Origin of the sequence: Reyranella humidisoli (assembly GCF_019039055.1) — a bacterium.
GTDB classification, from domain to species: domain Bacteria; phylum Pseudomonadota; class Alphaproteobacteria; order Reyranellales; family Reyranellaceae; genus Reyranella; species Reyranella humidisoli.
The window spans coordinates 328,067-340,190 of sequence record NZ_JAHOPB010000002.1 but is presented as its reverse complement, the minus strand read 5'-3'; the positions used below and the strand labels follow the sequence as shown (position 1 = coordinate 340,190).

The 12,124-nt window shown below is 65.6% G+C and carries 16 protein-coding genes; 9 read left to right on the top strand and 7 right to left on the bottom strand.

The window, feature by feature from the left end:
• Nucleotides 1-205 precede the first annotated feature (205 nt).
• The 4 genes from KQ910_RS20005 to KQ910_RS19990 all read left to right on the top strand — a co-directional run bounded on the left by KQ910_RS20005 (nucleotide 206) and on the right by KQ910_RS19990 (nucleotide 2,306).
• Entirely contained in the window at nucleotides 206-946 is a 741-nt protein-coding gene (locus KQ910_RS20005; protein WP_216964558.1) for a DUF72 domain-containing protein, read from the top strand.
• A gap of 45 nt (nucleotides 947-991) precedes the next feature.
• On the top strand, nucleotides 992-1,414 hold the full coding sequence (locus KQ910_RS20000; protein WP_216964556.1) for an ArsR/SmtB family transcription factor: 423 nt from the start codon (nucleotides 992-994) through the stop codon (nucleotides 1,412-1,414).
• Complete coding sequence (locus KQ910_RS19995) at nucleotides 1,324-1,755, top strand: SRPBCC family protein (protein ID WP_216964555.1); 432 nt, start codon at nucleotides 1,324-1,326, stop codon at nucleotides 1,753-1,755. Before KQ910_RS20000 ends, KQ910_RS19995 begins: the two co-directional genes overlap by 91 nt.
• Before the next feature lie 107 nt (nucleotides 1,756-1,862).
• Nucleotides 1,863-2,306, top strand: a complete 444-nt coding sequence (locus tag KQ910_RS19990) for a VOC family protein (RefSeq protein ID WP_216964553.1) — start codon at nucleotides 1,863-1,865, stop codon at nucleotides 2,304-2,306.
• Between the two features lie 31 nt (nucleotides 2,307-2,337).
• Here the strand turns inward: KQ910_RS19990 and KQ910_RS19985 are convergent, their stop codons facing one another.
• The gene (locus tag KQ910_RS19985) at nucleotides 2,338-2,814 is read right to left on the bottom strand and encodes a gamma-glutamylcyclotransferase family protein (RefSeq protein ID WP_216964551.1); all 477 of its coding nucleotides are present in this window, start codon (nucleotides 2,812-2,814) and stop codon (nucleotides 2,338-2,340) included.
• On the bottom strand, nucleotides 2,799-4,082 hold the full coding sequence (locus KQ910_RS19980) for an adenylate/guanylate cyclase domain-containing protein (protein WP_216964549.1): 1,284 nt from the start codon (nucleotides 4,080-4,082) through the stop codon (nucleotides 2,799-2,801). Before KQ910_RS19980 ends, KQ910_RS19985 begins: the two co-directional genes overlap by 16 nt.
• Nucleotides 4,083-4,146: 64 nt before the next feature.
• Here KQ910_RS19980 and lipP1 point away from each other — a divergent pair, with 64 nt between their 5' ends.
• Together lipP1 and KQ910_RS19970 are read left to right on the top strand one after the other, a co-directional pair.
• Complete coding sequence (gene lipP1 / locus KQ910_RS19975; RefSeq protein ID WP_216964547.1) at nucleotides 4,147-5,211, top strand: LipP1 family hormone-sensitive lipase; 1,065 nt, start codon at nucleotides 4,147-4,149, stop codon at nucleotides 5,209-5,211.
• Nucleotides 5,212-5,237: 26 nt separating this feature from the next.
• Nucleotides 5,238-5,873, top strand: coding sequence for a TetR/AcrR family transcriptional regulator (locus KQ910_RS19970; protein ID WP_216964545.1), 636 nt, complete (start codon nucleotides 5,238-5,240; stop codon nucleotides 5,871-5,873).
• A 67-nt stretch (nucleotides 5,874-5,940) separates the two neighbouring features.
• On the opposite strand, the gene KQ910_RS19965 is transcribed toward KQ910_RS19970, so the two are convergent.
• Nucleotides 5,941-6,813, bottom strand: coding sequence for a fumarylacetoacetate hydrolase family protein (locus tag KQ910_RS19965; protein ID WP_216964543.1), 873 nt, complete (start codon nucleotides 6,811-6,813; stop codon nucleotides 5,941-5,943).
• Between the two features lie 102 nt (nucleotides 6,814-6,915).
• Here KQ910_RS19965 and KQ910_RS19960 point away from each other — a divergent pair, with 102 nt between their 5' ends.
• Entirely contained in the window at nucleotides 6,916-7,554 is a 639-nt protein-coding gene (locus KQ910_RS19960) for a 3-keto-alpha-glucoside-1,2-lyase-like domain-containing protein (RefSeq protein ID WP_216964540.1), read from the top strand.
• On the opposite strand, the gene KQ910_RS19955 is transcribed toward KQ910_RS19960, so the two are convergent.
• The 3 genes from KQ910_RS19955 to KQ910_RS19945 form a co-directional block, all read right to left on the bottom strand.
• On the bottom strand, nucleotides 7,555-8,352 hold the full coding sequence (locus tag KQ910_RS19955; RefSeq protein WP_216964539.1) for an HAD-IIB family hydrolase: 798 nt from the start codon (nucleotides 8,350-8,352) through the stop codon (nucleotides 7,555-7,557).
• 191 nt (nucleotides 8,353-8,543) lie between these two features.
• On the bottom strand, nucleotides 8,544-8,819 hold the full coding sequence (locus KQ910_RS19950; RefSeq protein WP_216964537.1) for a hypothetical protein: 276 nt from the start codon (nucleotides 8,817-8,819) through the stop codon (nucleotides 8,544-8,546).
• 85 nt (nucleotides 8,820-8,904) lie between these two features.
• Nucleotides 8,905-9,156 (bottom strand): hypothetical protein, encoded by a 252-nt coding sequence (locus KQ910_RS19945; RefSeq protein ID WP_216964535.1) that lies wholly within the window; start codon nucleotides 9,154-9,156, stop codon nucleotides 8,905-8,907.
• Nucleotides 9,157-9,428: 272 nt separating this feature from the next.
• On the opposite strand from KQ910_RS19945, the gene KQ910_RS19940 reads away from it, so the two are divergent.
• The gene (locus tag KQ910_RS19940) at nucleotides 9,429-9,740 is read left to right on the top strand and encodes an OmpA family protein (protein WP_216964533.1); all 312 of its coding nucleotides are present in this window, start codon (nucleotides 9,429-9,431) and stop codon (nucleotides 9,738-9,740) included.
• Nucleotides 9,741-9,963: 223 nt separating this feature from the next.
• On the opposite strand, the gene KQ910_RS19935 is transcribed toward KQ910_RS19940, so the two are convergent.
• A complete protein-coding gene (locus KQ910_RS19935) occupies nucleotides 9,964-10,422 on the bottom strand; it encodes a hypothetical protein (protein WP_216964531.1) in 459 nt (152 codons plus the stop codon).
• A 111-nt stretch (nucleotides 10,423-10,533) separates the two neighbouring features.
• Here KQ910_RS19935 and KQ910_RS19930 point away from each other — a divergent pair, with 111 nt between their 5' ends.
• Complete coding sequence (locus tag KQ910_RS19930; protein WP_216964530.1) at nucleotides 10,534-12,093, top strand: benzoate-CoA ligase family protein; 1,560 nt, start codon at nucleotides 10,534-10,536, stop codon at nucleotides 12,091-12,093.
• The last annotated feature ends 31 nt before the right edge of the window (nucleotides 12,094-12,124 follow it).

Below are 12,124 nucleotides of genomic sequence, written 5' to 3'. Positions count from 1 at the left end.
GTTGGTCCGCGCCCATAGGGCGAGCGCAGCCCCATCGCTGACGCCGTTCCAATCGCGCCTGCCGGATCATCGGGATCGGATCGCAGACCGAAACTATCCGCATTTTTGCCAAGCCTTTGCCTCCGCTGCCCGGCCGACCGTCAACAGACGGGGAGCGTCGCCACCCACAGCCTGTTCCTGGCGAAGTCGCGCTATACTCGATTGCATGAGTGGAAAAATCCTTGTCGGCATCGGTGGCTGGACATTCGAGCCTTGGCGCGGTGTCTTTTATCCCGACGACCTCACGCAAAAGCGCGAGCTGGAATATGCCAGCCGCCAGCTCACCTCGATCGAGATCAACGGCACCTACTATTCCAGCTTCAAGCCGGCGAGCTGGGCAAAATGGCGCGACGAGACGCCCGACGGTTTCGTCTTCGCCGTCAAGGCCTCGCGCTTCTGCACCAACCGGAAGGTGCTGGCGGATGCCGGCGAATCGGTGCAGCGCTTCGTGACGCAGGGGCTTGTCGAGCTCAAGGATCGCCTCGGCCCGATCAACTGGCAGTTCATGGGCACCAAGAAGTTCGATCCCGAGGATTTCGAGGCATTCCTCAAGCTGCTGCCGCGCGAAGTCGGCAAACTGCCGCTGCGTCATGCGCTGGAAGTGCGGCATGACAGTTTCAAGGACGAACGCTTTTACGCCTTGGCCCGGAAGTACAATGCCGCGGTCGTCTATGCCCACCACAAGGATTTCCCCGAGATCGACGAACCGACCGCGGACTTTACCTACGCTCGCCTGATGCAGGCCGAGGAGAAGGTGAAGACCGGCTACAGGCCCGCCGACCTCGACAAGTGGGTCAAGCGCGCCAAGGGCTGGGCGAAGAAGGGCGACGCCTTCGTCTACTTCATCTCCGGCGCCAAGGTCCGCAATCCGGCGGCGGCTCAGGCGCTGATCAAGAAGCTGGGCTAGCCCGCAACTTGACTCCCGGCAGGCCGGCACTTAACTGTTAACCATATGGTTAACTCTCAAAGCGTCACCCTCGACCGCACCTTTGCCGCCCTCGCCGACCCGACGCGGCGGGCACTGCTGGCCCGGCTCGACGCGGAAGAAGGCGTGACCGTCAGCGAGCTGGCGCGGCCGTTCCCGGTCTCGCTGCCGGCGATCATGAAGCATCTCGACGTACTGTCGGCGGCGGGCCTGATCGAGCGCTCGAAGTCCGGGCGTACCGTGACCTGCACGCTCAAGGCCCAGCCGATGGAGCAGGCGATGAGCTGGCTCGCCCATTACGAGCGGTACTGGACGCAACAACTCGACCGCCTCGCCGCCTTTCTGGAGGAAGACGCCACATGGCCAGCAAACCCAGCCTCGCCCTCAAGCGCCGCCTCAACGCGCCGCCCGAGAAAGTCTACGAAGCCTGGACGCAGCCCGAAAACATGATCCGGTGGTGGGGCGTCACCGGCCATCACCGAACGCCCATCGCCGAGACTGACCTGCGCGTTGGCGGCCGTTTCCGCGTCCAGTTCTGGACGCCTGACGACGAGCATCACAGCGTGAGCGGCGTCTATCGCGAGATCGTGCCGCCCCGGAAGCTCGTCTTCTCATGGGCCTGGCAGAGCACGCCGGAGCGCGAGTCGCAGGTCACGATCGACCTCAAGCCCGACAGTGACGGTACGATCCTCACCCTGACCCACGAACAGTTCTTCAGCGAAAAGGCGCGCGACGATCACCGCGGTGGCTGGAACATGGGACTCGACAGGCTCGAGGCATACCTCAGGTGACGGGTCCGTCGCGCACAGCGGCTGAAGCCGTCGATTCCCGCTGCCCCGGCCCGGCCGGATCGTTGTAAGCTGGGCACCATCCGAATTGACAGATTGGGAGAAGCCCCATGCCCGCACTCTCGCTCGACCATTACAACATCTACTGCACCGACCTCGATGCCACCGTGCGTTTCTACGAACGCTATGTCGGCCTGACCAACGGCGAGCGTCCGCCGTTCCCCTTCCCCGGCGCCTGGATGTACGCCGGCGAGAAGGCGATCCTCCATCTCGTGTCGGAGACCGGCCGCGGCGACCAGGGCAGCGGCGCCATCGACCATATCGCCATCAACTGCGCCGATATCCGCGGCACGCTCGACCAGATCAAGAAGGACGGCGTGGCCTTCGAAGTGAAGAAGGTGCCGGCGCGTCCGCTGCAGCAGGTCTTCGTCCACGATCCCGACGGCGTGATGATCGAGCTGAATTTCTGGCACGAGGAAGACGTGGCGGAACTGGCCGGCTACGACCCGATGGCGAACAAGGTCACGGCCGAGAAGCAAAAGGTTCCGGCCTGACGACAAGGGGCGGCATGCGCCGCGTCGATCTTCAATCGCAGGTCGGTGTGGTCGCCAGCCGCTCCCAATAGTCCGGCGGCAGAAGATCGCGGCCGGCCAGCAGGCAGTCGAGATAGGCCCGTGGCGGCCTGAGACCCTCGCCTCGGATCAGCCCGACATAGACGATCGCGTCGACTTCCTCGCCGGTGTCGGAGCGCACGACGCGGATCGCTCGGCGTTCGTAGTGACCGGCGGCGACACCCTCATGGATGTCCAGCACCTCGAAGCCAGCGTCCGGCAGCGCGTTCAGCGTGCCGTGCACCACGCCGGCCGTATCCGGCACGATGTTGGCGGCGGCACCGCCTTTCAGCAGCCGCGAAGGCTTGTCGAAGACGAGCTTCCAGCCATCGAGGCGGCCGGCGATGCGTTCGCCGCGCGGCACGCCCTTCGGTGCCAGGCGCTGGTCGAACAGGCGCGCCGCATCCATGTTGGAGCCATAGGCGAAGTACCAGATCAGGCCATCCGCCATACCCGCACCCTCTCCTCGTAACCACGGATCTCGACCGGCCCGAGATCGACGGCCCCGTCAGACGAGGTTGCATCGAGTACCGACTGCGAGACCAGGAGCTGAGCCCCCATTTCCTTGGTGAGCTGCTCGAGCCTGGCCGCCAGGTTCACCGTGTCGCCGATCACGGTGTATTCCTTGCGCTGCGGCGAGCCCACCGTGCCAGTCACCGCCTCGCCGAGATGGATGCCGATGCCGACGCGCAGCGCCCAACCCGGATGCGTGGCATTCCATTCCCCGACCGTGTCGATCATCGCGTGCGCCGCCGCCAGCGCGTTGCGGGCCGCCGCGGGATCGGCGAGCGGTGCCCCGAACAACGCCAGAAAGCCGTCGCCGAGGAACTTGTTGATGATGCCGTTGTTGCGGTCCACGACGTCGATCATTCGCGCGAAGAATGCGTTGAGCAGGGCCACCGTCTCCTCGGCGGAGCGCCGTCGGGTCATCGCCGTGAATCCCCGGATGTCCAGGAACAGCACGCAAACCGTCCGGATCTCGCTCGGGGGCTCGCTCTGCGTGGCCAGCAGCCGGTCGACCACCGCCGGCGAGACGTGCTGGCCGAACAGATTGGTGACCCGGTCACGGGCAGCCACGGCCCGCACGGAATGCTCGAACTGGGTGCGCAGGCTGTTGGCGACGAACCCTGCGACCAGGCCGCTGGTGAACAGGACGAGGGTGCGGCTGAAATGGAACAGCAGTGTTTCCTGCGGGATGCTGCCCCAGGGTTCGATCGGCAGCAGCCAGAGCACAAGCACCATCTGCTGCACGCCCGCGACGCTGCCCGTCCAGACCGACAGCCAGAAATCGAGCCGCAGGGTCGATAACAGGATGAAGATGAAATAGAGCAGCGGCGGCCAGAAGCTGAAGACCAGCAACGGGTCCATGTAGTGGCTCAGCGTGACGATGATGGCGGCCGGCAGGGACGTCTCGATGAAGGCGTTGCCGAAACGGGCGACCTGCGGAAAATCCAAGCCTCTTGATGCGCGGTATCCCAGGAACGTGAGCGAACCCAGCTCGTACAGAAGGAAGGGACCGATGCCGACGAACGGAAGCCAGCCGGGCACGTCCCGCGCGAAGATGCGGGACGTATAGGACGGAAAGAAGTTGACGACGCCCAACGACAGGGCCAGCAGCGCTGCGAGAATGATCGCCAGCGCGCGCATGCGCTCCCGCTCGCTGCGGATGATCTCGCGGCGGAGCGCGTCTGAGAAGAAGTCGGGCGCCGCGTCGGGCATCGCGAACAAACTAGCCAGCGCCGGCGGGCTCCACAACGGCCTGAGGCAGTGCTAGGTACAGATCATGTCCATGAAGGAGATCGCGCGGGAACTGCAGGGCAAAGTCGCCAACCTGGCGCTGCGCATGCCGATTTCCTGGGTCAACATCCTGGCCGGCCCTCCGGTCGGCGTGGACGGCCGCACCCTGGACGGCCGCATCCAATGGTTCCTGAAGCTGCTCGCCTATGGCGGCCAGCCCGCCGTGCACACGATGAGCGTCGCGGACGCGCGCGAGGACTTCGACGCCTTCATGCAGTTACTGGGCGGCAAGCCCGCGCCAGTCAGCTCCATCCTCGACCGCACCCTGCCCGGCCCCGCCGGCCCGATGCGCATCCGCATCTACCGGCCGGCCGACAGTGTGGCGCGCCTGCTGCCGACCATCCTGTATTTCCACGGCGGCGGCTGGGTCATCGGCAGCCTCGAGGGCTACGATCTCGCCTGCCGCTATTTTTGCGCGCGCTCGGGCTGCGCCGTCGTCTCGGTCGACTATCGGCTGGCGCCTGAACACAAGTTCCCCGCCGCGGTCGACGATGCCGTCGCCTCCTATCGCTGGCTGGCGGGCGAGGCGGTCTCGCTCGGGCTCGATCACGATCGCATCGTCGTGGCGGGAGATTCCGCGGGTGGCGCCCTTGCCGCCGTGGTTGCCCAGACCGTGCGCCACGAACCCCATCCGCCCTGCCTGCAGTGGCTGATCTACCCCGCCACCGACATGGCCGGCGATACCGCGTCCCACAAGAGCTGCGGCGAGGGCTTCCTGCTGACCCAGGCCGACATGGCCTGGTTCCGCATGCACTATCTCAGCCCGGGCGCTGCCGAAGTCGACGATCCTCGGGCCTCGCCGTTGCGCTCGCCCGATCTCTCGGGCGTGGCGCCGGCCCTGATCTTCACCGCGGGCTTCGATCCGCTGCGCGACGAGGGACAGGCCTATGCCGGACGCCTGCAAGCCGCCGGGGTGAAGGCGATCCATCGCGAATTCGAGACGCTCATACACGGCTTCATCGGCATGAGGGGGGCCGTCCACGCGGCGGCCCGGGCGATGGACGACATGGTGGCCGGCGTGCGTCACGAATTGGCGCAGCTTGGACGATGACGGGGCCTGGGGAGGAGCGGAGGATCATGGGTGGCGACGGCACGACACCAACCGAAGTGCGCGGCGAACGCGCCGGGCGCCGCGAACAGAACAAGGCGGAGAATCGCACGGCACTGTTGAAGGCCGCTCGCGGCGTTTTTGCCGAGATGGGCTATGGCGCGGCCAGCGTCCGCGACATCGTGCGCCGCACCGATCTCGCCTCGGGCACCTTCTATAACTACTTCAAGGACAAGGACGAGATCTTCGAGGCCGTCGTCGGCGAGCTGACCGGTGTGTTGCTGCAGCGCCATCGCGACGGCCGCGGCAAAGCGACCTCAACCGAGGAATTCGTGCGCCTGCACTATGCCGCCTACTTCAACTTCCTGGCCGAGGATCCGGAGCTTCTGGCGCTGGCCCGGTCGAGCTTCACCGCCGTGCGCACCCTGCTCGACAAACCCGACGTGCGGGCACTCGCCAAGGCGCTGAACGACGACATCCGGTCGGCCATCTCCCGGGGCATCCTGCCCAATGTCGACGTCTCCTACCTCAGCGCGTCCATGGCCGGCATCGCCTTCGAGATCTCCATGGTCATGGTCGCCCGGGATCCGGTCGACCCGGACGGCGCGGCGGAATTCGCAACCGCCCTCATGCTCGGCGGCCTCGACAAACTGCCGCGACGCTAACCGCGAAAGCAAAACGGCGGCCCCTGCAGGAGCCGCCGTTGGTTTCGAACCGGTATTACGGGAGCGCTCAGCCGCCCTGGGCGATCGTGTTGCGCAGTGTGCCAATGCCTTCGATCTCGACTTCGCAGACATCGCCCGGCTTCAGCCAGGGCTGCGGCTTGCGGGCCATCGCCACGCCCGACGGCGTGCCGGTGATGATGATGTCGCCCGGATCGAGCGTCATGCACTTGCTGAGCTCATGCACCAGCGTCGGCACGTCGAAGATCAGGTCGTCGGTGTTGCTGTCCTGCATGGTGACGCCGTTGACGCGGGTCGAGATGCGCAGCGGCGCGGCGCCCTTGGGCAGTTCGTCCGCCGTCACGATGTCGGGGCCGAAGCCGCCGGTGCCGTCGAAGTTCTTGCCCAGCGTGAACTGGCCGCCCGACTTGCGCTGCCAGTCGCGGATCGAACCGTCGTTGAAGCAGGCATAGCCGGCAATCACCGAGAGCGCCTTCTCCTTCGGCACGTTGCGGCACTTCTTGCCGATCACGATGGTCAGTTCGGCTTCCCAGTCGAATTCCTTCGAGTGGGTGGTCGACAGCATCTTGCCGTTGTGCGGGACCAGCGTGTTGTTGAAGCGGGTGAACACGACCGGATAGGTCGGGATCGGGCTGCCGGTCTCCTCGGCGTGCTTGCGGTAGTTGAGGCCGATGCAGAGGATCTTGCCGGGGGCGGGGATCGGCGTCAGGTACTTGGCCGACTTCTCCGACACGGTGGCGCCCGGCTTGACCTTGGCGCAGGCCTTGAGCACCGCCTGCTGCAGCTTCTTGCCGCCCGCGAGGATCTCGACGACGGACTTCGGCCCGCGCGGCATCTGCTTGCTGAGATCGACGATCTTGCCGTCGCCCAGCTTGACGCCGACGGCCGGCTTGCCGCCGCTCAGGATGGTGCAAAGACGCATGTGTTTCCCCCGTGAAAAATTCGTCCGAAATATGGCCGCGCGTAAACTCCTCCCTCCCGCATCTTCGGTCAAGCGCGCGCGGTTTTTTGCTAGTCTGCGCCCATGCGATCCCTGCTTCTCGCGCTGCCCCTCCTGTTCGCCACCCTGCCCGCCTCGGCACAACTCGTCGTGCCGCTGACGACCCCCGACGGTCGCGTCGCCTGTACCCAGGGGAAGACGGGCATCGGTCGTCCCGCCGACTGGCGTGCGATCGCCGACCCGGGCGGACCGGACGGCTGGGCTTTGGTCGAGAGCGAGCCGGATGCCACCGACCAGCGCTTCCCCCTGTGCATCTCCGAGCAGGCGCAGGGACGCGACTTCGACGCGACACTGCGCTTCAAGATCATCTCGGGTTCCCGCGACCAGGTGGCCGGCTTCATGTTCCGGGCGCAGAGCGCCAGCGACTACTACGTCGTGCGGGTGAACGCCCGGGACAACTCGGTGCGCCTCTACCGAATGGACAAGGGCAAGCGCAGCCAGCTCAGCACCAAGGAAGCCCCGGTCGAACTCGGCAAATGGCATTCGCTGCGCGTCATCGCCGCCAACGACCGCATCGAGGTCGCGCTCGACGGCAAACCGCTCTTCGGCATCAGCGATCGAACGCTGGTCCAGGCCGGCGCCATCGGCGTGTGGAGCCAGGGCGACAGCGTCGCCCACTACGGGTCCCTGCTGATCGGTCCGCCACCACCGCCAGCGCGTTGACTACCGTCGCGCCGCGAGCAGCGCCTCGGCGAGTTCGACGAAACCCGCGCCCGATCGGCCCACGGTGATCCAGCGCGGCCGATGTTGCAGGCGGTCCGCGAAGTCGGCGACGTTGGCCACGCCGACGGCGTTGGTGAACCAGCCGAACATCGGTGCGTCGTTGGGCGAATCGCCCGCAAAGACGTAGTTCCCGCGTTCGGCCGCCAGGTCGATACCGAACAGTTCCTGCATCATCGCGCGGCTGGTCGTCAGTTTGTCGTAGTCGCCGAACCAGCCGTTGACGTGAATCGAACTCACCTTGGCATGGGCACCGTGGCGCTCGAAAATCTCCACGATGCGCTGGATGTCGGCAGGCGACAGCGGCGGCACGTCTTCGCGGAAATCCACGGCGAGGTCGGCCACGCGATAAGGCTGGTCGGACGCGATACCGGCACCCGGCACCTCCCGCAGGACGTCCTCCCGCACCCGCTCCAGCCTGGCCCTGCCTTCGGCGCGCTCGGAGTCGGACTGGATGAAGCGCGTGCGCAGCCGCTTCTGCCCGTGGTCGTGCCACATCCAGAAAGCGCCATTTTCGCCGACCACGGCATCGACGTGCCAGAAGCGCGCGATGTGGTCGCACCAGCCGGCCGGACGGCCGGTCACCGGCACGACCAGCAAGCCGGCCTTCTTCAGGGTTTCAAGGGCGCCATAGGCAGCGGCGGACAACGTGCCTTCGGTGGAGACGGTGTCGTCGATGTCCGTCAGTACGCCGCGCACGGCGGCCAGCGTCTCGCGGGGGCAGTTCTTCAGAGGCTCCATGCGACGAGTTCTAACATGGCAGCATCTCACGTCAGCAGGCGCACCGTTGCCAGGCCGAGGCGAACGATGTCGGCGAAACCGTTGCGCGCCGGGACGTAAAGCTGCGGCGGCGCGTCGCCCAACTGCATTGCGGGGAAGATCGTGATCTTGCTGCGGCCGTTGGACCCGGCCTCGATCTTGCGGGCCAGCGGCTAGAGGGTGCCGCCCGCCAGCATGTCGAACCGGTTGCGGATTTCCGCGACGCTCGGCGCCTGGTCGACGGCGAGTTCGGGCATTTCTCTCGCCATTTCTGCGCGGTCGAACTCGTCGAGATGGAGGTCGGCGGCGGTGTGATCGTCGGGGAGCACCTTCAGCGCGTTGTGCAGGTGAAAAATGTGCCAGTGTGCCGGCCCCGCAAGGGCGCCCGATTCGAGATGCGCCAGACGCTCCTGAAAGCGCTGGAAAACTTTCTTTCGTTCTTCCGACATCGCCCGCCCTCTTACATTTGTTGTTCCCGCACATGGTGCGCGACACGGCCAGAAACAGCAAGCCGGCGAAGACCGTTCCGCCGCCTCAGCGCTTGAAGACGGCGAATGCCAGAAGCGCGACAAAGGCAGCAGTACCCGCCGCCAGACCGGCGCCGATCGTGAGAGGAAGTCTTCGCCTCCGATGCTTCTTGGTGAGCTGGCCAAGATGCTCCCGGCGCGTCATCCCTCCCGGAAAGTCGTACTTGTCCGGCGGGTTCTCGATGTTTTGCGTGCCCCGCCACCATCCCCAGGCAGCGCCGCCCAAGGTACACACGGCCACGATGATGAGAATCTCCATGCCTCATCTTAGCAAATCCTGCCGAACGACGCCGCAGGCTTCGCGCACACGCAAGCAATCCTCAGGCAAAAATCAGCCGGGCAATTTCATTTTCGATGCAATGCGTGTCAGCAACCAAACTGAACGCTTTCGATGGCCGATCGTTGCACGAAATTCAGACGAAACATTCACCGTGTCATCTGCGCTCAACCAGCCCACGGAAGGAGAAAAATCATGCGAACACTCAGCTCTGTCGTCGTCCTCGCGGGTCTCGCCCTGACGCCGTCACGGCCATGAGTCAGGACCTCGCGTCGGCACCCAATGCGCTGGTCTCCGATCAGATAGTGTTCATGGGAATCAGCGACACGTACGTTCCCGCGTCAGCGATGGAGACCATCCGAAGCGCCGCCGACGCCGCGAACTCGGCATCGGTTCAGATCGAAGGACCCGCCGATCGTGCTAACGCCGTGAAACAGGAACTCATCCGCCAGGGCGCCCCTGCAGAAGCGATCACGGTCCGGCCCACGCCAACCAGACCGCTCGTCCAGGCCGGCGACGGGGTCGCCGACCCGACCGGGCGCCGGGTAAACATCCGCTTCCAGTAAGCCGCTCTACTGCCGCGAAACGCCCGCCGATGCATCGGCGGGCGTTTGCTTTGTCGACCAGCGAAAATGGAAAGCCCGCCCTGGGCGACCAGGACGGGCTCCTGCAGCCCCTCGGGGGAGAGGGACGGTTACTTGAACCGCCAAAGGCCGCATCGAAAGAACGTGGACACTGCCAATCGGTTGCACCGAAATGCGCCGAACGCGACGTTGAGAGATCGCTGTCTCAATCCGTTGAGACGCGCCCCTCGCGATCGACGGTCAGGAGGACTTCGGTTTTCCCGCGCAAGGCCCGCGCGCGCCAGGTTCCGTCGGGACCGGGCGCAATCGTCCCCACGAACTTATATCCGTCCGCTTCAATGGCGCCCCTGGCAAAGCCGTTCTTTTCGGCATTGACTGCGGGAGCCTGCGGGGCAGGCATACCCGCCGAGGCCGTTTCGACGACGGGCGCCGCAACGGGGAGCCTCTCACGCATGAGAAGCGGCACCGGCGCCTGTCGCGTCTCGCCAAGGACCGGTTTCGCCGAAGGAGTCTGGCCGGAGGAAGCCTGGAGGGTTTGCGCCCCGGTTGCGGCCGTGGCGGTACCGCGCTGCATGCCATCGGGCAGCGGCGCCACTACATGAGCACCTGCCACGGCCACTGCCAGGACGGTGGTAGCGAGTGCGAAGACAATACCTTGGTTCATCGGTCTAGGTTCCTGGGATCTGGCTGCCTTAACGCCGAACCCGCCCATGCGTTGCGAGTCGGCCGGCTGATCAGTATCGATGGAGTTCGATCAACCCCTTCAGGGCCCCCAATGGCGCTTCCGTCAGGCATTTCCTTCTCCCCGGCCCATTCGGTCGAACTGCCGACCCGCTTCAACGTGGTCGTCCCCTTCATCGACCGGCATGTCGGCGAAGGTCGCGGCGCAAAGGCGGCGATCCGCACGGCGCAGGAAACGGTGAGCTATTCGGAGCTGGCCGAGCAGGTGAACCGGGCGGGCAATGCGCTCCTCGCAAGCGGGCTGGCGCCCGGCGACCGGCTGCTCATGGTGGTGAAGGACTGCCCGGCCTTCTTCTATCTGTTCTGGGGGGCCATCAAGGCGGGCATCGTACCGGTACCCCCGAACACACTGCTGCGCGCGCCGGACTACGCCTACATGGTCGAGGATTCCGGCTGTGGTCTCGTCGTCTATTCCTCGGAATTCACGGTCGAGATCGTGCCGGCCCTCAAGCAGCTCGGCGCCAAGGCGCCCCAATCGATGACGGTCGACACCTTCCTTGCAGGGATGGCGAAGGCCTCTTCTGTCCTCGAACCCCGCCTCGCCGCGCCCGAGGACGACTGTTTCTGGCTCTACTCGTCCGGTTCGACCGGCCGCCCCAAGGGCGCCGTCCATGCGCAACGCGACATGGTCGTGACCAGCGAACTCTACGGCGTGCGCGTGCTGGGGATCGGCGAGAACGACATCAGCTACTCCGCCGCCAAGCTCTTCTTTGCCTATGGGCTGGGAAACGGCATGACGTTCCCGCTCTGGGTTGGCGGCACCGCCATTCTCGACGACCGGCGGCCGACGCCCGACACGACCTTCTCGAACATCGAGACCTTCAAGCCGACGATCTATTACGGCGTGCCGACCCTCTACGCCGCCCAGCTCGCGGCGCTGGAAACGCAGAAACGCGATCTCTCCTCCCTGCGCGCCTGCGTCTCGGCGGGCGAGGCGCTGCCCGGCGACATGTTCCGCCGCTGGAAGGAACAGACCGGCACGATCATTCTCGACGGCATCGGCTCGACCGAAGCGCTGCACATCTTCATCGGCAACCGGCTCGACGACTACCGGCCCGGCACCAGCGGTAAGCCGGTGCCGGGCTACGAGGCCCGCATCCTGGATGAGAACGGCGATCCCGTTGCCAAGGGCGAGAGCGGCCGGTTGTGGATCAAGGCGGAGTCGGCCGCCAGGTATTACTGGAACAAGCCCGAGAAGACGGCCGAGACGATGGTGAACGGCTGGCTGAACACCGGCGACACCTATCGCGAGGACGAGGACGGCTACTTCATCTACGAGGGTCGCAGCGACGACATGCTCAAGGTCGGCGGCATCTGGTGCTCACCCGTCGAAATCGAGAACTGCCTGATCGGGCATCCGGCCGTCCTCGAAGCCGCGGTGGTCGGCCAGACCGACGAACAGTCACTGATCAAGCCCAAGGCGATCGTCGTCCTGAAGCAGCCGGGCGACGCAGGCGCCGCCCTGACGGACGCCCTGATGGCGCACTGCAAGCGGACGCTCGCCCCCTACAAGTATCCAAGGTGGATCGAGTACGTCCCGGAACTGCCCAAGACCGCCACGGGCAAGATCCAGCGCTTCAAACTGCGCGGCTGAAGGAAAGCCGGCGGCCGGCGCGGCATCCAAT